The sequence below is a fragment of the Oceanirhabdus sp. W0125-5 genome (genome assembly GCF_027938815.1).
GTDB lineage: Bacteria > Bacillota > Clostridia > Clostridiales > Clostridiaceae > Oceanirhabdus.
The window spans coordinates 2,820,675-2,843,382 of record NZ_CP115913.1; the positions used below are offsets into that span (position 1 = coordinate 2,820,675).

Sequence of the window (22,708 nt, forward strand, 5' to 3'; positions counted from 1 at the left end):
AAGAATGCTTTGTATTTAATTTTAAAATCCTAATGAAAAATCCAAATAACAATTGACTTTTACCCTGTCGGGTATTAGAATAAAAGATAGTGTAAAATTGGATGCAGCGGTGTCCAATTTTTTTATAAAATCAAAACTTAGGAGGAATAGCATGAGTAATTTTGTTAGAAACGATATTAGAAACATTGCTATTATAGCTCATGTTGACCATGGGAAAACAACACTTGTAGATGCTCTTTTGAGACAAAGTAACATTTTTAGAGATAATGAAAAGATAGATGAGAGAGTTATGGATTCTAATGACCTTGAAAAAGAGAGAGGAATAACAATATTATCTAAAAATACTGCTATAGATTATAAAGGGATAAAAATCAACATTATAGATACACCAGGACATGCGGACTTTGGTGGTGAGGTTGAACGTGTACTGAAAATGGTTGATAGTGTACTGCTTGTAGTAGATGCTTTTGAAGGAGTAATGCCACAGACAAAATTTGTTCTTAAGAAAGCTCTTGAATTAAAATTAAAACCAATTGTTGTAATAAATAAAATTGATAGAAAAGATGCAAGACCAGAAGAGGTTCTTGATGAGATGTTTGATCTTTTTGTTGAATTAGGAGCTGATGATGAGCAACTTGATTTTAAAGCTATTTATGCTTCGGCGAAGGAAGGACATGCGTCATATGATTCTGAGAATTTAAAAGATAATATGGAAGATCTTTTCGACGGTATTGTAAAGAATGTTAATGCTCCAGAAGGAGAGTTGGATGCTCCACTACAATTATTGATTAGTTCTATAGACTATAATAACTATGTTGGAAAAATAGGAATTGGTAAAGTTATTAGAGGAAGAATTGATAAAAATCAACAAGTTGCACTTATAGACAAAGATGGAGAAATAAAGAAAGTTAAGGTTTCAAACTTATACACATATAAGGGATTAAGTAAAGCAGAAGTTGAATCTGCAATGATTGGAGATATAGTAGCTGTATCAGGAATAGCTAATATTAACATTGGTGATACATTAGCAGACACTGAAAATCCGGAGGCGGTTCCATTTGTAAAAATTGATGAGCCTACACTTTCCATGAATTTCATAGTAAATGATTCACCATTTGCAGGGCAAGACGGGGAATATGTTACTTCAAGACACTTAAGAGATAGACTTTACAGAGAATTAGAAACAAATGTAAGTTTAAAAGTTGAAGATACTGATTCTGCTGATTGCTTTAAGGTTAGTGGAAGAGGAGAATTACACCTATCAGTTTTAATTGAAACAATGAGAAGAGAAGGATATGAGTTCCAGGTTTCTAAGCCGACTGTTATCTTTAAAGAAGAAAATGGTAAGATATTAGAGCCTATGGAAAAACTTGTTATAGATGTTCCAGAAGAATTTATGGGTGGAGTTATGGAAAAACTAGGACCAAGAAAAGCGGAACTTGTAAATATGACTTCTGCTGTTAATGGCTATACTAGAATAGAGTTCAAGGTTCCAGCTAGAGGATTAATCGGTTTTAGATCAGATTTCATGACATACACAAAAGGTAATGGTATTATGAACAGTATTCTTGAAGGATACGAAGCATACAAAGGCGAGATTCCAGAAAGAGCAAAAGGATCAATAGTTGCTTTTGAAAAAGGAACTGCAGTTGCTTATGGATTATTTAACGCTCAAGAAAGAGGCGTGTTATTTATAGGTGCAGGAACTGACGTGTATGAAGGAATGATAGTTGGTGAACAAGCGCGTCTAGGTGATATTGAAGTTAATGTATGTAAAAAGAAACAACTTACAAATACTAGATCATCTGGTGCAGATGATTCATTAAAACTTGTTCCACCTAGAGTAATGTCTCTTGAAAAGAGTATAGAGTTTATAGATTCTGATGAATTAGTAGAAGTAACTCCTAAAAATATTAGATTAAGAAAAAAAATTCTAGATTCTAATGCTAGAAAGAGAGCTAGAAATAGAAAGTAGGCTTTTGAAAAGAAATTGATAGTTGATAATGTATAATGGATAATGAAGGAGATTTCTCTCCGAGAAATATAAATTATATTGTACCTTTGACAATGATAGTTTACTTGTTTCATTACAGATAAGACCTTGTATTTTAAAACAATATTTTATCTGAAGATAAAATAAGTAAATCCTGATGTTCTAAAGAACAATAAAATGTAGTTTTGCGAAGCAAAACATCCATCATTATACATTCTCCATTATACATTATCCATTTACTTAGAGTATGGGGGCGATAAAATGAAGAAGTTTTTAGTTTTCATTATTGTATTAGGTGCCATCATTACTGGGGGATATCTTTTTGGTATGAATTATTATAATGAGGCACTTAATCATCCCTTAACGGGAACAGATAATATGAAAATTACTGTTAATCAAGGGGATTCCTTTTACTCATTATTGGAAAGACTATATAATGAGAAGAAGGTTAAAAATCCACTGGTTTATAAATTGTATGTTAAGAAAAATAATATTAAATGCGATATAAAACCAGGAGATTATACTATTAATACAGATGAAACTTTTGATGGACTAATTTCTAAGCTTTCAGAAGGAACAAAAAAAGATACTTATAGGATTACAATAATTGAAGGTATGAATATTGAACAAATTGCAGATGTTTTTCAAAAATCAGGAGTATTAACTAGAGATGATTTTCTAAAAGCTGTACAAGAATATAAATTACCTGAGTATGTAATTGAGTCTTCATATGCAAACTATAAGTTAGAAGGATATTTATATCCTGACACATATGATTTTTATGTGGATAGCAAACCTTCCGAGGTTATTGAAATAATGATTAATAAATTTGAGAAGACTATTGAAAGTATTGAAGAAGAATATAGTATGAAGATAGAAAACCTTCATGAGGTGATAACTTTAGCATCGATTGTTGAAAAAGAGGCTGTTAAAGATGAAGAGAGAGCATTAATATCTTCAGTTTATTCAAATAGAATTAAAGCTGGGATGCTGCTTCAGTCATGTCCAACAGTAATTTATTCTATTGGTAATGAATTTTACGAGAGAGATAAATTAATAGTACTGAACAAGGATCTTAAAGTTGAATCTCCGTACAATACTTACATGAATGAAGGTTTACCACCAGGGCCAATCGGAGCTCCAAGAAAAGAGAGCATATTAGCTGCATTGTATCCAGAAGATACAAATTATCTTTACTTTGTATCTAATAATGATGGTACACACTTTTTTACTGATGATTACAATGATTTTCTCAGAGTTAAAGCTCAGACACAAGGAAATTAATGGAGGGATCTCATGAGCGGAATAGCACATGACTATATGGAAAAATATTTGAGAAATTTAATAGAAGAAAATGATGAACCTTTAAAAGGGATGGAAGAGTACAGCGAGGAAAACCATGTTCCTATTGTACAGCAAGAAGTTGCTAATTTTTTAAAGGTTATGGTTACAATGAAGAAACCTAAGAAAATCTTGGAGTTAGGAACTGCAATAGGGTATTCTTCTATACTTATGTGTAAGGAATTAAACAAACAATGTGAAATTGTTACTATTGATAGAAATGATGAGATGGTTAAAATTGCTCAAGAGAATATTGAGAAATATGGATATAGTGAAAATATAACTATTATTCATGAAGAATGTCTTGAAGCTCTAGAAAAATTATCAGAAAGCCAAAAAGGTGAATATGATTTTATATTTATGGATGCAGGTAAAGGTCATTATAATCATTTTTTACCCTTTTGTTTAGAACTTCTTAAGGATGATGGAATAATTATTTCTGATAACGTTTTATTCAGAGGAATGGTTGCAACGGATGATCTTGTGAAAAGAAGAAAGATTACTATAGTTAAAAGAATGAGAAAATACTTAGAAATGATTTCAAAAGATAAAAATCTCTTAACAACAATTATTCCTATGGGTGACGGAATAGCGATAACCACAAGGAGGGATAGTAGTGTTTAAACCAGAAATACTTGCACCAGCTGGAAATCTAGATAAGTTAAAAACAGCAATCAATTTTGGAGCAGATGCTGTTTATTGTGGAGGTCATAAGCTGAATTTAAGAGCTTTTGCGAATAATTTTAATTATGATCAATTAAAAGAAGGTGTTGATTATGCACATGAAAGAGGAAGAAAGGTATATGTAACATTAAATGCATTTCCTCATAATGAAGATTTTGAAGGTTTAGAGGCGTATCTTAAAGAATTAGAAGAGCTAAATGTTGATGCAATTATAATTGCGGATCCAGGGATATTTATGATAGCAAAGGAAACTGTTCCTAATTTAGAATTACATCTAAGCACACAGGCTAATACAGTTAATTATAGAAGTTGTCAATACTGGTATAAACAAGGTGTAAAAAGAATTGTTTTAGCAAGAGAACTTAATATGGATGAAATTAAGGAACTTAAGAAAAACTTACCTGAAGGTTGTGAAATTGAAGCGTTTGTTCATGGTGCAATGTGTATTTCTTATTCAGGTAGATGTTTATTATCAAATTACATGGTAGGAAGAGATGCTAATCGAGGGGCATGTGCTCAGCCGTGTAGATATAAGTATCATTTAATGGAAGAGAAAAGAAAAGAAGAGTTTTTCCCTGTTTATGAGGATGAAAGAGGTACATATATTATGAATTCCAAAGATATGTGTATGATTGAACATATTCCAGCATTAGTTGAAGCAGGAATAGATTCTTTGAAAATTGAAGGAAGAATGAAGAGCATCTTTTATGTAGCTTCAGTTGTAAAAGCTTATAGAGAAGCTCTAGATGCATACTTTGAAGACCCAAAGGGGTATGAATTTAACCCTAAATGGATGGAACTATTGATGAGACCAAGTCATAGAACATATCATACAGGATTTTATTTTGGTAGAGAGAATATGCAAGTTTATGATTCTTCTGCATATGAAAGAGAATACGACATCATTGGGATTGTAAGAAGCTATGATAATGGAATTGTTACAATTGAACAACGTAACAAGATCCTTAATAATGAGTCGGCTGAAGTAATGAAACCTAAAGGTGATAATATTCACGTTCATCTTAAAAATATGAAAGATGAGAACGGGAATGAAATAGAATCTGCAAATAAACCTCAGATGATTTTTACTGCAGAGGTTGATGCACCTATAGAAAAAAATGATATTATTGTAAAACGTAAGGGGGAAAAATAAATGAAGCATCCCGTAATAATCGGTATAACTGGTGGTTCAGGTTCAGGGAAGAGTACTGTAACAAAGGAGATTTGTAACAAATTTAATGAAAATTTATCTATTTTGGAGATGGATTCTTATTATAAAGATCAAAGTCATTTAACTCCAGAGGAAAGAGTTAAAACAAACTATGACCACCCAGATGCTTTTGATACAGAGTTGTTAGTTAGCCACATAAAAAGTTTGATGAATGGTGAAGAAATCGAAAAACCAATTTATGATTTTACTATTCATAATAGAGTGGCAGAAACAATTAAGGTAGAGCCAAAGAGTATAATAATAGTTGAAGGTATTTTGGTTCTAGATGATGAATTATTAAGGGAACAATTAGATATAAAGCTATATGTTGATACGGACCCGGATGTAAGATTTATCAGAAGATTAGTTAGGGACATTGAGGAAAGAGGCAGAAGTATGGAATCTGTCATTGAACAATATCTTAATGTAGTAAGACCAATGCACATGCAATTTATTGAACCAACAAAAAGATATGCTGATATAATTATTCCAGAAGGTGGATATAATAAAGTTGCAATTGATTTAATAACTTCAAAAATTAAGCAGATTATTCAAGATTAAAAAAGAACATTTTTATGTTCTTTTTTTAAATTCTCTGTATTAGTACCTTGAAGTTTAAATTTCCTTCTATAATAATATTTAGTTAGTTAGTGAAAATAATCTTTTATTAATGAAAATGAGAGAAAATTTTAATTTTATTATAAAACTATTGAATAATTTCTAAAAAGTGACGATAATAAAAGAGTAATATTTTTATTTCTAAATAAACATAAATTAGGTAACATTTCTCTTAATATCATCATATTATAGTAATAAGCAGTGTTTTAGGAGGAAATATAGTGATTTTTTTAAGTTACTTGATTGAACTTATTGGTGATATGACACTCTTAACAGCTTACATCACTGGGGGGAATTCTTTTCCACAACCTCTAAGTGAAAAAGAGGAAAAATATTATTTAAACAAACTTAAAGATGGAGATTTAATAGCAAAAAACGTTCTTGTAGAGAGAAATTTGAGGCTTGTGGCGCACATAGTGAAAAAGTATTCTTATTCATATAAGGAAGTGGATGATCTCATCTCAATAGGAACAGTAGGATTGATAAAAGCTATAGATTCATTTGATAGTGAAAAGGGTACGCGGTTAGCCACATATGCGGCTAGGTGCATAGAAAATGAGATTCTAATGTTTATAAGGTATAGAACCAAAAATAAAGCTGAAATATTTTTACAGGATCCAATAGGAATAGATAAAGAAGGTAATGAGATATCTTTAATGGACGTTTTAAGTTCTGAAGAAGATTCTATAATTGAAATTGTAGAGAATAAAATTCAGGTTAAGAGGTTATATAAAGAGATTAATGAATCGCTAAAGGAAAGAGAAAAAATAATTATTCAGTTGAGATATGGGTTAAATAATGGAAAACCCAAGACTCAAAGAGAAATAGCAAAATTATTGGGAATTTCAAGATCTTATGTTTCAAGAATTGAAAAGAGGGCACTAAAAAAACTAAACAAAGAACTTGATAACCCAATTAAGAAAAATAACAAAGAATGATAAGAATTTATTCTTTAAAGGGGATTATTATTTACTTGAAGGAGGAAAAATCATGATACCATTAAAGGAACTTTTGGAGACTACAATACAGTGCAACGCATCAGATTTACATCTAACAGTTGGGGCAAGTCCTAATGTTAGAGTAAATGGAGAACTTCAAAAGTTGAATAATAAGAAGCTAATGCCGTTAGATACAGAAGAATATGCTAAAGAAATTCTTCAAGATAAATTTGACGAATATATGGAGATGGGAGAATTTGATATTTCATTTTCAATTTCAGGATTAGGTAGATTTAGGGTTAATGTATATAAACAAAGAGGAAGTCATGCTATAGCTATTAGAGTGGTAGGACAAAAAATCCCTTCACTAAAGGAGTTGAATATGCCGCAAGCACTTAAGGAACTTTGTGAAGAACAGAGAGGATTAGTGCTTATTACTGGTCCTACAGGAAGTGGTAAGAGTACCACTCTAGCAGCTATGGTAAATGAGATTAATAATAATAGATCTGCTCATATTATTACTCTTGAAGATCCTATAGAATATTTGCATAAACATAGTAAATCCATTGTTAATCAGAGGGAGATAGGAAAAGATAGTACAAGCTATCATAGAGCATTAAGAGCCATATTAAGAGAGGATCCTGATGTTATTCTAGTTGGGGAAATGAGGGATCTAGAAACAATTTCTATAGCATTAACAGCAGCTGAGACAGGACATTTGGTTTTATCTACGCTCCATACTGTTGGAACAGTTAAGACGATTGACAGGATAATTGATGTATTCCCTCCTCATCAACAACAACAAATAAAGGTTCAATTAGCTGCAGTTTTAAAAGGGGTTGTTTCGCAGCAACTAATTCCTGGAACTGAGGGGAATGGAAGAATCTGTGCTCAAGAAGTAATGAAAAATACAAATGCTATACAGAATTTAATTAGAGAAGGAAAGACACATCAAATAGAATCATTAATTCAAACAGGTTCAAAATATGGTATGAAAACTATGGATATGTGCTTAGCGGATCTATGTAAGAAAGGCATTATATCAAAAGAAGATGCTATTAAATTTTCTATTGATCACTCTATGCTAAATAGGTTGTTGGTTTTCTAAAAAAGTACATATTTTAAGTATTAAGTAATTAATATAAAGATATTTTAAATTTAAACAAAAATATAAAAAAATTTAGAGGAAATAATAAGTTTATGTTGAATATAGTACAGAGGGTTTTCTTAAGGAGGTTTAGTCCATGAATGAATATGTTATTGGAATAGACATCGGTTCATCAAAAATTTATGCGGCAGTTGGTAAAATAGATAGCGAGGAAAACCTACAAATCATGGGAATCAGTTCTTCTAAATGTGAAGGTTTAAATAAAGGTATAGTTATTGATATTGAGAGTACTGCTAAATCAATACTCAAGTGTAAGGAACAACTTCAAAAAATGGTTGAGAAGGATTTTAGCTCTGCGTATCTAGTTGTTCCAGGTGGAATTTGTGAGTTGGTTGAGAGCAAAGGTGTTGTTGCTATAAGTGCTAATGAAAATACAGTAACTAAAAAGGATAAAGAAAGAGCTATTGAAGCTTCAAAATTTATATCTATAACAAGTGATAAAGAGGTTATTGGAGTTATTCCAGAGGATTATGTAATTGATGATTATGATATGATAAAAGATCCTATTGGAATGACAGGTAATAAACTTGAAGCAAATGTAAAAGTTGTAACTGCTAGATCAAGTGTTGTTAACAATCTAATAAAATCTGTTGAAGCTGTTGGATTAACTGTTAAAGGGTTAGAGTTAAAACCTGTAGCAGCTGGGAGTGTAGTTCTATCTCAAGAGGAAAAACGTTTTGGAGCGGCTTTAGTAGATGTTGGTGCTGAAACAATTGATTTATCTGTTTTTTCAAACGGGAAATTGTGTTATACTTCTAGTATACCTTTTGGTGGTAAAACAATCACTAATGATTTATCTGTTGGATTGAAAATTTCAATGGATGAAGCAGAAAATATGAAGTTGAAGTATGGTACTCTTAAAAAGGATGTATCAAATGAAATTTTCACATGCAATAATATTCTAGGGGAATTTATAGAAGTGAAGCATGGCTTTTTAGTTGATATTATTGAAGCTCGTGTTGCGGAACTTTTGGAATTTGTTAAAGCTGAGCTTGAAAAAAGTGGGTATGAAAAATCTATTGAACGTGTAATTTTAGTAGGTGGAGGTATAACTCTATTTAAAGGTATAAAAGAAGTAGGGGAAAAAATACTCAATAAGCCAGTGAGAATTGGTTCACCTGATTACATAGGTGCTGCTAGTCCTTTATTTTCTAATGTAGTAGGTGTGCTAAAAAATGCTATAGATGAAAATACTAAAGCTAGTAATAGAAAAAAAGCTGTTCACGATTTTACAGACGATGATTTAGATGATGATTATGATGATGAAATTTATGCTGAGAGAAAAGGCTTAGCTAAGAGAATAAAAAACATTTTTTCAAATCTTTTTAGTTAAGGAGGTAGTGTTGTGCTTGATTTTGATGTAGATGTACAAGATTTTGCTAAAATAAAAGTCATCGGTTGCGGTGGCGGTGGAAATAATGCTGTTAACAGAATGATTATTGAAGGATTAAGAAACGTTGAATTTATCGGGATTAATACAGATAAGCAGGCATTATTATTGTCTCAGGCAAACCAAAAAATCCAAATAGGAGACAAGCTAACAAAAGGGCTTGGAGCGGGTGCGAATCCTTCAATTGGTAAAAAGGCAGCCGAAGAGAGTAGAGAAGAAATTGAACAAGCTATAAAAGGTGCTGACATGGTCTTTATTACTGCTGGTATGGGCGGTGGAACTGGAACAGGAGCTGCTCCAGTGGTAGCTGAAATTGCCAAGGCAATGAACATACTTACAGTTGGTGTTGTAACAAAACCATTCCCATTTGAGGGAAGAAAAAGAATGATGCAAGCAGAAATGGGTATTAAAGAATTAAAAGATAAAGTAGATACTCTTGTTACTATCCCTAATGAAAGACTTCTAATGATGGTAGATAAGAAAACATCATTAATGGAAGCATTTAAAGTGGCAGATGATGTATTAAGACAAGGTGTTCAAGGTATATCAGACTTGATTACTATTCCAGGATTAGTTAACCTTGACTTTGCTGACGTTAGAACAATAATGCAAGATAAAGGCTTAGCGCATATGGGAGTTGGTAAAGCAAGTGGAGAGAGTAGAGCTGCTGATGCAGCAAAACAAGCAATCTCAAGTCCACTTCTTGAAACATCTATTGTAGGTGCTACAGGGGTGCTGTTAAATGTTACAGGTGGCCCAGATTTAGGATTATTAGAGATAAATGAAGCTGCTGAAATTGTTCAAGAAGCTGCAGATATGGATGCTAACATAATATTTGGTGCTGTAATTGATGAGAATATTAAAGATGAAATAAGAATTACTGTAATAGCTACAGGGTTTGAAAAAGATAAGATTGTGGAAGAACCACAAGTTAATTCTTCAATTACTGTATCTAAAACAGAAGAAATTAAAGAAGAAGAGTGTGAAAAGATAGATGTTAAGGAAATTGAAGAAAAGGTAGAAGAGAAGAAAAATTATGATTTTAACTCTCCAGATCTTGAAATTCCAGCATTTTTAAGAAGAAGAAACAACTAATAAAAAAAGGGTTGTATCAAAATGAATCATTTTGATACAACTCTTTTTTAGTTGAAAGTTGACAGTGGACAGTTGACAACGAATGACATTTCTCTCCGAGAAATTTTAATTATATTAGTCCTTGGACAACGTGAGGGAGACTCGCTTCATTTTGATGAAACATTGTGGTTTAAATAAAAGGATATATTTAAAAATAGAGTTGATGAAATGAAAAATTTAAGGGAGCCTACAAATAGACTCCCTTAAATTATCAGTAGAATATTGTACAGTAATTAGCATTTGTTCTCTGTCATCAGTTCCCATCTCATGCCAAATTTATCTATTAAAGATGCAAAGCAACTGCTGTATGTAGTTTCTTGTAATGGATGAATAACCTTAGCATCATCAATTAGTATATTGTAAGCATTTTTAACATCACTTGAGCACTCAAAGGTAATTACAATAGAAATACTCTGACCTTTTGGAATTTCATCTGTAGAATCATTAAACATAAAACGTTGAGTTCCTATAACCATTTCAGCATGGTAAACATAGTTTTTCTCCCTATCTGATAACCCTTCAATACACATGTCTTTTGGATTGGCATCCCTATAACGAATAAGCATAAGTAAATTCCCATTAAATGCTTTTTGATATAACTTTAAGGCTTCTTCACAATTACCATTGAAATGATAATTTGGTGTAACTAACATATTGTATCCCTCCCTCTATTATCCTAAATACATTATGTCCACTATTTATTTATAACAATTTATTGTCCTTTACAATGGAATATTATGTACTTTAATTATTATATATTATATTTATTATACAAAATATTCACAACAATTAAAATATCTTACAACTCAATCGTTGTTTAATTTCAATATGATTCTTAAATATTTATCATTTATAAATACAATATTTTATCTCAAGAAGAAATGAGTAAAATCCCTTTGCTCTAAAGAACAATAAAATGTAGTTTCTGCGCAAGCAGAAACATCCTACGTTGTCAACTGTCCACTGTCAATTGTCAACTTCTTTTAAAGGGTTTTATTGTTATTAAAATCTTACAAATTACAAAGAATTTTATTGTATTCAAACTTAATTAGACCCTAGTCTATCAAACTGTGTTGGTAAATGTAATAAAAAACGAAATGAAAAGATATTTATTGAGGGTAAAATTGACAAAATTTTGAAAAAGAACAGTGTATAATGTATTACAAGGGTGATGTATATGGGTGTGTATATTGATGTCTTTATTTTAGAAAATCTTATTATTAATTATTTCTTACTTTTAATAACTGGGAAGGTTCAAAAAAAAAGAATATGTATTTGGAGGTGTGTTTTAGGAGCTTTAGCAGGTGTTATATATGGAATTATTTTCTTGGTTATTCATATCGGATTATTAAGTAATATAATCATGAAACTCATTATTGGGCTAATAATGGTTATGATTGCATTTAAAAAGAGAGAAATAGGAGTAAAGCAATTATTAAAGCTATGGCTGATATTTTTAACTGTGAGTTTTGTTTTAAGTGGCGCTTGTTTATTTATTCATGTATCACTAGGTAAAGGTGTAATATTTAATGGAATGATACTTAATTTTACATATAAAGGACTCATACTTGCAGTATTAGTAATTGCAATATTTTTTGAAAGGATTTTTTATTTTATAAATGAACATAGGATTAAAGAGCAGTATATGTACACAATAAAAATAATTAAAGAAAATGTAGGAATTACTTTTAAAGCACTTTTAGATACAGGTAATTTTTTAACAGAACCCATAAGCGGTAAAGACGTAATTGTTATAGAGGAAATGAAATATATGGAGTTCAATATTAATCAAGAAAACTGTTATAGAATTCCTTATAGTTCTGTGAGTAACAAAGTTGAATACTTATATGGGTTTGAACCAGATGAAGTAAAAATAATTAACAATAAAGGTGAGGAAAATGAACTGATTAACGTTTTGATAGCTGGCAAAAAAGGGGGATTTCAAGAAAGTTTTCAGGGGGTTTTACCAAGTAATATTTTATTACAATTGAAGTGAAAAAATCTGTTGAACTAAGTATTTTAAATACTAATATTTTTTACTTTGAAGAGGGGGATAAATTTGATAAAAATTGATAGAATTATAAACAAATTATTGACAAAATTCAAGCTCTTTTCCAAAAAAATATTATATATTGGAGGAAGTGATGCGCTACCACCTCCATTAAGTAAGGATGAAGAATTTGAACTTGTTCATAAGCTTGGGGATGGAAATGAAATAATTAGAGCAACTTTGATTGAGAGAAATCTGAGGCTCGTTGTATATATAGCTAGAAAATTTGAAAATACAGGGGTTAATGTTGAAGATTTAATTTCGGTAGGAACAATAGGGCTGATTAAAGCAGTTAATACATTTGATCCAAATAAGAACATTAAGTTAGCAACATATGCATCAAGATGTATTGAAAATGAAATACTTATGTATTTGAGACGGAATAATAAAGTCAAAGCAGAAATATCATTTTATGAGCCTCTTAATATAGATTGGGATGGCAATGAATTATTATTATCAGATATTTTAGGAACTGATAGTGATATAGTTTATCACTATATCGAAGATGAAGTTGATAGACAATTATTACTTCTTGCAATGAAAAAATTAAATGAGCGGGAGAAGAAAATATTAAAATTAAGATTCGGATTAAATGGTAAGAGAGAGAAAACACAAAAGGAAGTTGCCGATCTTTTAGGAATTTCTCAATCCTATATATCTCGGCTTGAGAAGCGGATTATTAAACGATTGAAGAAAGAAATCAGTAAAATGGTATAGTTGTCTTCAGTATAAAAACAAATCTTTTAGGGGATAATTTTAAATGCTACTATACTGAAGGGATGGAGTATCATGTTAATTAATAAGGTTGAAATATGTGGTGTGAATACATCTACACTACCTGTTCTTAAAGAAAAAGAAATGAGAGAACTTCTTTTTAAATTAAAGGAGGGAGAGACTGAATGTAGAGAAAGATTTATAAAAAGCAACTTGAGATTGGTGCTAAGTGTAATTCAGCGATTCAATAATAGAGGAGAAAATGTTGATGACCTGTTTCAAGTTGGGTGTATCGGACTTATTAAAGCTATTGACAACTTTGATTTATCACAAAATGTTAAGTTTTCAACCTATGCAGTTCCAATGATAATTGGAGAAATTAGAAGATATTTAAGAGACAATAATTCCATTAGAGTTAGTAGATCCCTAAGAGATATTGCTTATAAAGCATTACAAGTTAGAGATAGATTGATTAAAAAAAATAATGAAGAGCCAACAATTTCAGAAATTAGTAAAGAGTTAGAAATACCTCGTGAAGATATTGTATTTGCATTAGATGCTATTCAAGATCCAGTTTCATTATTTGAACCAATATATCATGATGGTGGAGACGCTATATTTGTTATGGATCAAATAAGCGATAATAAAAACAATGATGAAAGTTGGATTGAAAATATATCAATAAAAGAGGCTATGAAAAAATTAAACCAAAGGGAAAAGTTAATATTAAATTTGAGATTCTTTAACGGAAAGACTCAAATGGAAGTGGCTGATGAAATAGGGATTTCACAAGCTCAAGTTTCAAGGTTAGAAAAATCTGCCTTAAAACACATGAGAAAGCATATTTAAAAATATGCAAACGTAAGATATTGAAGGTTATAAATTAATGAATAGACCATATTTTAAGGTCTAAAAGTAATGATATGTATAAAGGTTCAGGTTGACTATTATTAAATAGTCAATCTGAACCTTTCTGCATATTAATAAGCATTTAAAAATATATTTATTAACAATCATATTTTAAGTGATTTTTTAATATGATTTTTATAAGAGAATCATCAGTTTGGGGTGATGATTTATTTAAAGTGATTAATATAAAGGAGGTAACAGATATGGAATCAGATTTAAGTTTATTTTCTATAAATAGTTTAAAAAGTATGGAAGTAATTGATATTTCTACTGGAACAAGAATGGGATACATAAAAGATTTTGTTGTTGATTGTGATGGTTATAAAGTAGAATCCGTAATAATTCCTTATGGGAAAGTTTCATTTTTTGCAAAAGATAATTATGTTGAAGTACCATGGGACAAAATATACAAGATTGGAGTTGATGTGATTTTAGTAGAAGGTGAAGATTATATGGAGAATGAGTAAGAACTTAAAATCATTAAATTTCAATTGAGAATTGCCCTATAATGAAAAAAATGATATTATGTTACTAAGTACAAAAAACCATAGATTAGGATGATGAATATGAGATGTCCATTTTGCAATTTTGAGGAAAGTAAGGTTGTTGATTCGCGTTCAAGTGAAGATAAGTCAGCTATAAGAAGACGTAGAGAATGTCTTAAATGTAATAAGCGTTATACAACTTATGAAAAAGTAGAAAATATTCCAATACTTATTATAAAAAGAAATAAGGACCGTGAGAACTTTGATAGAAACAAATTACTCAATGGTCTTATACGAGCTTGCGAAAAAAGACCAGTTTCAAGAAAAATTCTTGAAGAAGTGGCTGATGATATAGAAAAGAAACTATATAATCAGATGAGAACAGAAGTACAGTCTCAATATCTTGGAGAGTTAGTAATGGAAAAGCTTAAAGAAATTGATGAGATAGCTTATGTGAGATTCGCATCAGTATATAGACAGTTCAAAGATATAGATAGTTTTATGGAAGAAATAGCTGCTTTAAAGAAGAAAAGTTAAAACTAAGATATGCTTATGATTAAGCATATCTTTTATTATACATAAAAAATGAATTAGAATTAAATATAATCATAGAAATTCTTTTAATTACCTAAAAAAGAAAATATTTAAGTTAAAATTGGGTTAAATCAATTCAACTAATATTTTAAATTTTAAGTATATATTATAGAATAAATTATAGAAGGTGAAAAGATGATAAATGATTTCAAAGTAAAAATAGTTGATAATTATAAGTTTTATAGTTTTTCTACTGAAAAAGCGGAGATAGTTTTTAGTACTAATGTAAATGGTATAGACTTTAAGAAAGATACAGAAGAAGGTAAAAGATTCCTTTCAATGATTCCTAAGTGGTTTAATGTTGAAAAGGTACTTTATTTGAATCAAATACATTCAAATAATATTTTAAGGGATCCTGAAGATGTGGTTGATGGAGATGGAATTATAACAAATTCTAAAAAAATAGCAATAGGGGTTTTTGGAGCAGATTGTACTCCAATAATAGTGGTGAACAAGAATAACGGTACTATTGGAGTTGTCCACAGCGGATGGAAAGGAACCTTAAATGGAATATTAACTGAATGTATACAAAAAATAAATAATGATTTAGATTCTAAAGAAAGTGAAATAGAGGTTTTTATTGGACCTCATGCTAGAAAATGCTGTTATGAAGTAAGTTATGAATTGATTAATGATTTTAATTCAAAAGAGATATATAAGGGCAAGATAAATGATAAACGGATGTTAGACTTGACAGAATGTATTAAGCTTCAACTACAAGCGTTAGGTGTTAAAGAAGAAAATATACATGATATTGGCAAATGTACAATTTGTAATGATGAATTTTATTCTTATAGAAGAGATAAAGATTTAAGTGGAAGAAATTTTGCTTTTGTATATTTAAAGTAGCAAAGATTAATAAAGCTTTAAGGAGGATTAAAATGAATAATGATATAAAGATTTTAATTGTAGACGATGAGGAACATATAAGGGAATTATTAAAATTTAATCTTGAAAAGAATAAATATAAGGTTATATGCGCAGATAATGGTAATGATGCTGTTCAGTTAGCTGCGTCAGAAACACCTAACTTAATATTACTTGACCTTATGTTACCAGGAATGGATGGATATGATGTTTGTAAGGAAATTCGTAAAAACAGCCTTACTGCCAATATACCAGTTGTCATGATAACTGCAAAAGGAGAGGAGTTTGACAAGATATTAGGATTAGAACTTGGTGCAGATGATTATATAACTAAACCTTTTTCAGTAAGAGAATTGGTTGCCAGAGTAAAAGCTGTTTTGAGAAGAACTAATATGAAGCAAGAAGAAAATAAATTTGCCTTTGGAGAAATTATTATTGATTTTGATAAACATCAAGTAAAAAAGAATGGAGAAGGAGTAGAACTTACACTTAAGGAGTTTGAACTTTTAAGTATTTTATGCAGAAATAAAGGCAGGGTTATGACCAGAGAATATCTTTTAGATAAAATTTGGGGATATGAATATGTAGGAGAAACAAGAACTGTTGATGTTCATATAAGGCACCTTAGAAAGAAAATTGAGAATGATGATAAAAATCCTAAATACATTCAAACAGTAAGAGGTATAGGATATAGATTTAATAGTGGTGAATAGTAATGAAAAAAAAATTAATGATATATATATTGGGATTTTTTACATTGTTTTTAATTACACTCACAATATTGTTCTCATCAATATTTAATAGACAATATGAGGAGAATGTAAAAAATAACTTAAAAACCAATAGTAAATTGATAATAAATAGTCTAGAAAATGACCCTAACATGCATTTTCAGCATTATACTAATGAAGAAGAGGATCTTAGAATTACAATTATTAATGAAGATGGTAAGGTTATTCAAGATACTCATGCAGACGAAGAATTACTTGATAATCATATAATGAGAGAAGAAATTCAACAAGCAAGGGAAAGTGGAGAAGGTTATTCTATCAGATATAGTAACTCTTTGAATACAAGTATGGTATACTATGCTGTAAAATATAAGAATAAATATATTAGAACAGCCTTACCTATACATTATGTAAATATGTTTTCTGGAAAGTACTTTGCTTATTATCTTTATTCTGTTGTAATCATTTTTTTAGTATCAATTTGGTTTTCAAATAAAATTGCTTATGTAATTGTTAAACCAATAAAGAATTTAGAAGTTACAACAGAAAGGATTGCAAAAGGGGATTTAACTAGAAGGGTTCAAGTAACTAGTGATGATGAGATTGGTAAACTTGGAAAAAGCTTTAATAAAATGGCTATGCAGTTAGAAAGTATGATAAAAGAAGTTACTGATAAACAGAACAGATTGGAAGCTATTTTGGGAAGTATGGATAGTGGGCTATTAGCACTAGATAGAAATAGAAATATAATAATGATAAATTCATTTGCTAAGAGCATGTTTAAAATTAAGGGAGATGTAATAGGAGAAAGACTAGATAAATGCATTGATAATCAAGAGTTGGCAAAGCTTTTTTCTACAGATATACAAGAATACGTTGAAATAACCATAGATACTAATGAGAGAAGGTATTTTAGAGTGAAAACAGCAGATATTATTAATGTTAATGATCATATTGGGACAGTAGCAGTACTTCAAGATATTACTGATATAAAAAGGTTGGAGAAAATGAGGACTCAATTTGTAGCAAATGTTTCTCATGAATTAAAGACTCCATTAACATCTATAAAAGGGTTTGCTGAAACTTTAAAGGATGTAGATGATGTAGAGACTAAGAATAAATTCCTTGATATTATAAATACTGAAGCTGAGAGATTAACAAGATTGATTAATGATATACTAACTTTATCTCATATTGAACAGCAGACAGAGATGGTTAATGAAAGTGTATATGTAAATGAAATTATTGATGATGTTTATAATTTAATCAAAAGCACTAAAAAGGGAAAAGAAAGAGATATAAGGATGGAGTTGCAATCTGTTGCTCCACTTTGGGGTGATAGTGATAAATTTAAACAGATGCTAATAAATCTTGTTGATAATGCTGTGAAATATTCTGAATCTGGAGATAAGATCTATATTAGAAGTTATTATGATAAAGGATCATGCATTATTGAAGTAGAAGATACTGGAGTTGGGATTTCAGAACACAAGATACCAAGGCTGTTTGAAAGGTTTTATAGAGTAGATAAGGCAAGGTCTAGAGAAACTGGTGGAACAGGTTTAGGATTAGCTATTGTTAAGCACATTGTAATAGCATTTAATGGGAAAATAAATGTTGAAAGCCAAAAAGGCGTTGGAACTAAATTTATAGTGAGTATCCCATATAAGAAGAAAAAGTAGATATTATATAATAAAGGGTGGTTCTTAAATAAACTTTTAAGAACTACCCTTATTTTTGGCTATTAATTTATTAAGGGTATAAAAATATAGTTGACAGTGGACAGACAATGGATAACACTGTCCATTATCAACTGTCCACTTCTTTTACGTATTTAGTATTTAACTTATTCATAACATAGTGCTAACTTAATTTAACACGCTTATAATACCTTCTTAACCAAGTAGAAGTATACTAAGGTAGTACTAAGTAATAATAAAAAAATGATTTATGGAGGGTAATTATGAATAAGAAGATAATGAAAGCAATTATAGGGGTAGTAACAGTTGCAGTAGTAGCAGGAAGTTTTGTAGGATGTGGTAATAAGAATTCAAATACTGCAGAAACTACATCACCAACAAGTGGAGAAATAATGGTATTAGGATCTTCAGCACTTCAACCATTAGCAGAAATTGCTGCAAAGGATTTTATGGACAAGAATAGTGATGCTGTGATAAATGTTCAAGGTGGAGGAAGTGGTGCTGGTATAAAAGGTGTGCTTGAAGGAAGCGCTGATATAGGAAATTCAGATGTAACTGCTGAGCAGAAGCTTGGAGATGAAGAAAAAGCAAAAGAGTTAGTTGATCATCAGGTATGCGGAATCGGATTTGCAGTAGTTGTAAGTAAAGATGTAAAGGTAGATTCATTAACAAAAGAACAAATTCAAGATATATTTAAAGGAAACATAGCAAACTGGAATCAAGTTGGTGGAGAAGATAAAGAGATAGTATTAGTTCACAGAAAATCTTCATCAGGAACTAGAATGTCATTCATAGATAAGATAATGGATGGAGAAAAAGAAGATACAAGCATAGGTATAACTAAACCAGAAAGTGGAGCAGTAAGAGAAGCAATTAAGGTTACAGAAGGTTCGATTAGTTATTTAGCTCTTTCATACTTAAGTGAAGATGTTAGAGAAGATGTTAAACCTTTAGCTATAAATGGAGTAGAACCAAGTAATGAGACAATTATCAAAGGTGATTATCCATTTTGGTCTTTTGAGCACATGTATACTAAAGGTGAAGCACAAGGATTAGAGAAAGCCTTTATTGACTATATGATTAGTGAAGAGAATGTAAAAAATGTTGAGGCACTTGGATATATTCCAATGTCAAAATTGAAATAATGTAATTACTCTTAATATATCAGGAACCATTAGGTTCCTGATGCCCCTGATATTTTAACTAACAATGAAAATACATAATAGGAAATTTTACTAAACAATATTAGTTTTATTCATGGTTTTTGAAAGAATAAGTTTATTCATTAATGAGAATTATACTATTAAGTAGAAAAAGCTTATTATTATGATAAATGGAGGAAAATCATGAAAAATAATTACGGTAAAAAACTAATGAAAATTTTAATTTTAGCTATTATTATTGTTAGTTTAACTGGATGTGGAAAGGATACTTCAAATATTGGAGAAGAAAAGTCGCCAACTAGTGGAGAAATAATGGTATTAGGGTCTTCTGCGTTACAACCTTTAGCAGAGGCTGCAGCTAAGGATTTTATGGATAAGAATACAGATGCAATTATAAACGTTCAAGGTGGTGGCAGCGGAGCTGGAATTAAAGGGGTACTTGAAGGCAGCTGTGATATTGGAAATTCTGATGTAACTGCTGATGTAAAGTTTGCTGATCAAGAGAAAATTAAAGATTTAGTTGATCATAAGGTATGTGGAATCGGATTTGCAGTTGTTGTAAGTAAAGATTTGACTATAGATTCATTAACAAAAGAAGAAATTAAAGATATATTTCAAGGAAAAATAACTAACTGGAGTGAAGTTGGTGGAGATGATAAAGAGATAGTATTAATTCATAGAAAGTCTTCATCAGGAACTAGATTAACATTTGTTGATAAAGTTATGGATGGAGAAAAAGAAGATGCTAGTATTGGTATAACAAAACCAGAAAGTGGTGCTGTTAGGGAAGCAGTAAAAGTTACAGAAGGATCAATTAGTTATTTAGCACTATCATATTTAAGTGAAGATGTTATGGAAGATGTTAAACCAATTAGTATAAATGGCATAGAAGCTAGTAATGAGAATATTGCTAAAGGTGAGTATCCATTCTGGTCATATGAACACATGTATACTTTAGGTGAAGCAGAAGGTTTAGAAAAATCATTCATTGATTATATGATTAGTGAAGAAAATGAGAAGAATGTTGAGGCACTTGGATATATTCCAATGTCAAAATTAAAGTAAATTAAAGTTATTGTAAATCAGGAATCAGAAGATTCCTGATTCCCTCTGAATATTTAGTTGATTTAGGTAATTATAAATTAAGTAATTAGTCAGTTGTATTGTTTAAGTAAGTATGAAAATATAATGTCACATAATGATAGATAATTTAGATAAGAGGCGATCAAGTTATGAAGATTAATATAAAGAAATTTATGAAAGATGGAATTGGAAGCGTAATAGCATATTCTTGTGGGGCGTTAATCATTGCACTAACAGTGAGTATAATTTTATTCTTAGGAATGAAGGGAATAAATGTATTTACTAAACATGGTTATTCAGTTTTTGATCTTCTGTTTAGTAGTAAATGGAATCCAGAAGGGGATATACCGCAATTAGGTGCCCTTGCTTTTATTTTAGGTTCCACATTAGTATCCTTTGGAGCTGTACTTATTAGTACTCCAATAAGTATTGGTGTTGCAGTATTTATGAGATATATTTCTCCTAAATTAGGTAAAACAGTACTACAGCCAGCCTTAGAATTATTTGTAGGAATTCCATCTGTAGTTTATGGATGGATTGGGATAACAGTAATTGTACCTCTAATAAAAGGGGTTTTCGGTGGAATTGGTTTTAGCATGTTGGCAGGAATAATAGTTCTTTCAATAATGATCTTGCCTACAATAAGTTCACTGGCTTATGATGCCTTAAAAGGAGTTCCAAGTTCATATACTAGTGCTTCATATGCTTTAGGAGCAACTAGATGGGAAACTATAAGTAAAGTAGCGATTCCTGCTAGTAAAAACGGAATAATGACTGGGGTTGTTTTAGGACTTGCTAGAGCTTTTGGAGAGGCACTTGCTGTAACAATGGTAATCGGTAATACTGTTAGACTTCCTTTCAATATATTAAAGCCAATGGCCACACTGACAGGTGCAATAACCATGGATATGGCAAATACATTCGAGGGAACTGTTTGGAATGATGCTCTATGGGCTTTAGGCTTAGTGTTATTGGTAGTTTCTTGTATATTTATATTGATTATTAAGGCAATTAGCAAAAGAGGTGAAGCATAATGGATAGAAAATTTAAGGATAAAATATGGACTTCAATATTGTATGGAATATCATTAGGAGTTGTATTATTACTTATAGCATTCGTTTTATATATTTTGAATGAAGGTAAACACTTTTTAGACTTTAACTTTTTATTCGGGAAACCTAAATATGGTCAAGAAGGTGGCGGTGTTGGACCTCAATTGTTCAATTCTTTTTACATGTTGATAATAACATTAGCAATATCTGTTCCAATTGGGATAGGAGCAGGTGTTTTTCTATCACAGTATGCTAAAGAAGGTCCTTTTGTTAGAATATTAAGATTGAGTATTGAAACAATAGCATCATTACCATCAATTGTTGTTGGATTGTTTGGATTTTTAGTATTTGTAAATATTTCTGGATGGGGATTTACACTTTTAGGTGGTGCATTAGCATTGACTTTATTAAATTTACCTGCCTTAGCAAGAGTAAGTGAGAATGCTTTAACAGAAGCAGCTTTACAGGTAAAAGAATCATCAATGGCATTAGGTGCTACAAAGTGGCAAACAATTTGGAAGATGATTATTCCAACTGCTTTTCCTGGTATTCTAACAGGTATTATTATTACTGCAGGAAGAATTTTTGGAGAAGCAGCAGCGTTACTGTATACTTCAGGAATGAGTTCGAATAATAAAGGATTATTTAATGTGATGAGACCGGCTGAAACATTAGCTGTGCATATTTTTAAATTAAACTCTGAAGGGACTGTTCCAGATGCAGCAAGGATAGCAGCTGGAGCTGCAGCATTGTTAGTTGTAATGGTATTTATATTTAATATGTCAGCTAGACTTATAGGACGTAGAATGATGAAACATAGATAATTTTAAATTTCATATTGATGAGAAAAAAGACCATAATTTGAATTTGAAGGTGATGAAATG

At 30.5% G+C, this 22,708-nt stretch carries 22 protein-coding genes; 21 read left to right on the forward strand and 1 reads right to left on the reverse strand.

All coding sequences use genetic code 11. The annotated features are described in order from the left end of the window. Positions 1-151: 151 nt before the first annotated feature. The 9 genes from typA to ftsZ all read left to right on the forward strand — a co-directional run bounded on the left by typA (position 152) and on the right by ftsZ (position 10,437). Positions 152-1,975, forward strand: coding sequence for a translational GTPase TypA (gene typA / locus OW730_RS12950; protein ID WP_271229431.1), 1,824 nt, complete (start codon positions 152-154; stop codon positions 1,973-1,975). A gap of 279 nt (positions 1,976-2,254) precedes the next feature. Further along, positions 2,255-3,277 carry an endolytic transglycosylase MltG gene (gene mltG, locus OW730_RS12955; protein ID WP_271229432.1) on the forward strand — a complete coding sequence of 341 codons (1,023 nt, stop codon included), beginning with the start codon at positions 2,255-2,257 and terminating at the stop codon, positions 3,275-3,277. 12 nt (positions 3,278-3,289) lie between these two features. Continuing rightward, positions 3,290-3,958 (forward strand): O-methyltransferase, encoded by a 669-nt coding sequence (locus OW730_RS12960; protein WP_271229433.1) that lies wholly within the window; start codon positions 3,290-3,292, stop codon positions 3,956-3,958. Further along, positions 3,951-5,171, forward strand: coding sequence for a peptidase U32 family protein (locus OW730_RS12965; RefSeq protein ID WP_271229434.1), 1,221 nt, complete (start codon positions 3,951-3,953; stop codon positions 5,169-5,171). Before OW730_RS12960 ends, OW730_RS12965 begins: the two co-directional genes overlap by 8 nt. Beyond that, positions 5,172-5,789: a uridine kinase gene (udk, locus tag OW730_RS12970; protein ID WP_271229435.1), complete on the forward strand. Its 618-nt coding sequence runs from the start codon at positions 5,172-5,174 to the stop codon at positions 5,787-5,789. A 317-nt stretch (positions 5,790-6,106) separates the two neighbouring features. Further along, positions 6,107-6,784 carry an RNA polymerase sporulation sigma factor SigK gene (gene sigK / locus OW730_RS12975; protein WP_442945442.1) on the forward strand — a complete coding sequence of 226 codons (678 nt, stop codon included), beginning with the start codon at positions 6,107-6,109 and terminating at the stop codon, positions 6,782-6,784. Positions 6,785-6,836: 52 nt separating this feature from the next. Further along, positions 6,837-7,892 carry a type IV pilus twitching motility protein PilT gene (locus OW730_RS12980; RefSeq protein WP_271229437.1) on the forward strand — a complete coding sequence of 352 codons (1,056 nt, stop codon included), beginning with the start codon at positions 6,837-6,839 and terminating at the stop codon, positions 7,890-7,892. A gap of 136 nt (positions 7,893-8,028) precedes the next feature. Then, positions 8,029-9,285: a cell division protein FtsA gene (gene ftsA, locus OW730_RS12985; protein WP_271229438.1), complete on the forward strand. Its 1,257-nt coding sequence runs from the start codon at positions 8,029-8,031 to the stop codon at positions 9,283-9,285. Between the two features lie 12 nt (positions 9,286-9,297). Continuing rightward, positions 9,298-10,437 carry a cell division protein FtsZ gene (ftsZ, locus tag OW730_RS12990; RefSeq protein WP_271229439.1) on the forward strand — a complete coding sequence of 380 codons (1,140 nt, stop codon included), beginning with the start codon at positions 9,298-9,300 and terminating at the stop codon, positions 10,435-10,437. 272 nt (positions 10,438-10,709) lie between these two features. Here ftsZ and OW730_RS12995 read toward each other — a convergent pair whose 3' ends face one another. After that, entirely contained in the window at positions 10,710-11,129 is a 420-nt protein-coding gene (locus tag OW730_RS12995; RefSeq protein ID WP_271229440.1) for a VOC family protein, read from the reverse strand. Positions 11,130-11,653: 524 nt separating this feature from the next. Here OW730_RS12995 and OW730_RS13000 point away from each other — a divergent pair. The 12 genes from OW730_RS13000 (at position 11,654) to pstA (ending at position 22,648) form a co-directional block, all read left to right on the forward strand. Next, positions 11,654-12,472: a sigma-E processing peptidase SpoIIGA gene (locus OW730_RS13000; RefSeq protein WP_271229441.1), complete on the forward strand. Its 819-nt coding sequence runs from the start codon at positions 11,654-11,656 to the stop codon at positions 12,470-12,472. Positions 12,473-12,535: 63 nt separating this feature from the next. Beyond that, positions 12,536-13,243: an RNA polymerase sporulation sigma factor SigE gene (gene sigE / locus OW730_RS13005; protein WP_271229442.1), complete on the forward strand. Its 708-nt coding sequence runs from the start codon at positions 12,536-12,538 to the stop codon at positions 13,241-13,243. Positions 13,244-13,315: 72 nt separating this feature from the next. Then, positions 13,316-14,089, forward strand: coding sequence for an RNA polymerase sporulation sigma factor SigG (gene sigG, locus OW730_RS13010; protein WP_271229443.1), 774 nt, complete (start codon positions 13,316-13,318; stop codon positions 14,087-14,089). Between the two features lie 263 nt (positions 14,090-14,352). Next, positions 14,353-14,616: a YlmC/YmxH family sporulation protein gene (locus OW730_RS13015; protein WP_271229444.1), complete on the forward strand. Its 264-nt coding sequence runs from the start codon at positions 14,353-14,355 to the stop codon at positions 14,614-14,616. A 99-nt stretch (positions 14,617-14,715) separates the two neighbouring features. After that, the gene (gene nrdR / locus OW730_RS13020) at positions 14,716-15,171 is read left to right on the forward strand and encodes a transcriptional regulator NrdR (RefSeq protein WP_271229445.1); all 456 of its coding nucleotides are present in this window, start codon (positions 14,716-14,718) and stop codon (positions 15,169-15,171) included. A 192-nt stretch (positions 15,172-15,363) separates the two neighbouring features. Beyond that, the gene (pgeF, locus tag OW730_RS13025) at positions 15,364-16,077 is read left to right on the forward strand and encodes a peptidoglycan editing factor PgeF (RefSeq protein WP_271229446.1); all 714 of its coding nucleotides are present in this window, start codon (positions 15,364-15,366) and stop codon (positions 16,075-16,077) included. 32 nt (positions 16,078-16,109) lie between these two features. After that, positions 16,110-16,808 (forward strand): response regulator, encoded by a 699-nt coding sequence (locus tag OW730_RS13030; RefSeq protein ID WP_271229447.1) that lies wholly within the window; start codon positions 16,110-16,112, stop codon positions 16,806-16,808. A 2-nt stretch (positions 16,809-16,810) separates the two neighbouring features. After that, entirely contained in the window at positions 16,811-18,508 is a 1,698-nt protein-coding gene (pnpS, locus tag OW730_RS13035) for a two-component system histidine kinase PnpS (protein ID WP_271229448.1), read from the forward strand. Between the two features lie 281 nt (positions 18,509-18,789). Beyond that, complete coding sequence (locus OW730_RS13040; protein ID WP_271229449.1) at positions 18,790-19,671, forward strand: phosphate ABC transporter substrate-binding protein; 882 nt, start codon at positions 18,790-18,792, stop codon at positions 19,669-19,671. Between the two features lie 201 nt (positions 19,672-19,872). Next, positions 19,873-20,754, forward strand: coding sequence for a phosphate ABC transporter substrate-binding protein (locus OW730_RS13045; protein WP_271229450.1), 882 nt, complete (start codon positions 19,873-19,875; stop codon positions 20,752-20,754). 167 nt (positions 20,755-20,921) lie between these two features. Then, a complete protein-coding gene (gene pstC / locus OW730_RS13050) occupies positions 20,922-21,806 on the forward strand; it encodes a phosphate ABC transporter permease subunit PstC (protein WP_271229451.1) in 885 nt (294 codons plus the stop codon). Continuing rightward, positions 21,806-22,648: a phosphate ABC transporter permease PstA gene (pstA, locus tag OW730_RS13055; RefSeq protein ID WP_271229452.1), complete on the forward strand. Its 843-nt coding sequence runs from the start codon at positions 21,806-21,808 to the stop codon at positions 22,646-22,648. The genes pstC and pstA overlap by 1 nt, the downstream gene beginning before the upstream one ends. Positions 22,649-22,708 lie beyond the last annotated feature (60 nt).

Excerpts from the sequence above, each read along its gene's own strand:
- typA (WP_271229431.1), top strand. The coding sequence starts at position 152 with ATGAGTAATTTTGTTAGAAACGATATTAGAAACATTGCTATTATAGCT.
- mltG (WP_271229432.1), top strand. The coding sequence starts at position 2,255 with ATGAAGAAGTTTTTAGTTTTCATTATTGTATTAGGTGCCATCATTACT.
- OW730_RS12960 (WP_271229433.1), top strand. The coding sequence starts at position 3,290 with ATGAGCGGAATAGCACATGACTATATGGAAAAATATTTGAGAAATTTA.
- udk (WP_271229435.1), top strand. The coding sequence starts at position 5,172 with ATGAAGCATCCCGTAATAATCGGTATAACTGGTGGTTCAGGTTCAGGG.
- sigK (WP_442945442.1), top strand. The coding sequence starts at position 6,107 with ATGACACTCTTAACAGCTTACATCACTGGGGGGAATTCTTTTCCACAA.
- OW730_RS12980 (WP_271229437.1), top strand. The coding sequence starts at position 6,837 with ATGATACCATTAAAGGAACTTTTGGAGACTACAATACAGTGCAACGCA.
- ftsA (WP_271229438.1), top strand. The coding sequence starts at position 8,029 with ATGAATGAATATGTTATTGGAATAGACATCGGTTCATCAAAAATTTAT.
- OW730_RS12995 (WP_271229440.1), bottom strand. The coding sequence starts at position 11,129 with ATGTTAGTTACACCAAATTATCATTTCAATGGTAATTGTGAAGAAGCC.
- OW730_RS13000 (WP_271229441.1), top strand. The coding sequence starts at position 11,654 with ATGGGTGTGTATATTGATGTCTTTATTTTAGAAAATCTTATTATTAAT.
- sigG (WP_271229443.1), top strand. The coding sequence starts at position 13,316 with ATGTTAATTAATAAGGTTGAAATATGTGGTGTGAATACATCTACACTA.
- OW730_RS13015 (WP_271229444.1), top strand. The coding sequence starts at position 14,353 with ATGGAATCAGATTTAAGTTTATTTTCTATAAATAGTTTAAAAAGTATG.
- nrdR (WP_271229445.1), top strand. The coding sequence starts at position 14,716 with ATGAGATGTCCATTTTGCAATTTTGAGGAAAGTAAGGTTGTTGATTCG.
- pgeF (WP_271229446.1), top strand. The coding sequence starts at position 15,364 with ATGATAAATGATTTCAAAGTAAAAATAGTTGATAATTATAAGTTTTAT.
- OW730_RS13030 (WP_271229447.1), top strand. The coding sequence starts at position 16,110 with ATGAATAATGATATAAAGATTTTAATTGTAGACGATGAGGAACATATA.
- pnpS (WP_271229448.1), top strand. The coding sequence starts at position 16,811 with ATGAAAAAAAAATTAATGATATATATATTGGGATTTTTTACATTGTTT.
- OW730_RS13040 (WP_271229449.1), top strand. The coding sequence starts at position 18,790 with ATGAATAAGAAGATAATGAAAGCAATTATAGGGGTAGTAACAGTTGCA.
- OW730_RS13045 (WP_271229450.1), top strand. The coding sequence starts at position 19,873 with ATGAAAAATAATTACGGTAAAAAACTAATGAAAATTTTAATTTTAGCT.
- pstC (WP_271229451.1), top strand. The coding sequence starts at position 20,922 with ATGAAGATTAATATAAAGAAATTTATGAAAGATGGAATTGGAAGCGTA.
- pstA (WP_271229452.1), top strand. The coding sequence starts at position 21,806 with ATGGATAGAAAATTTAAGGATAAAATATGGACTTCAATATTGTATGGA.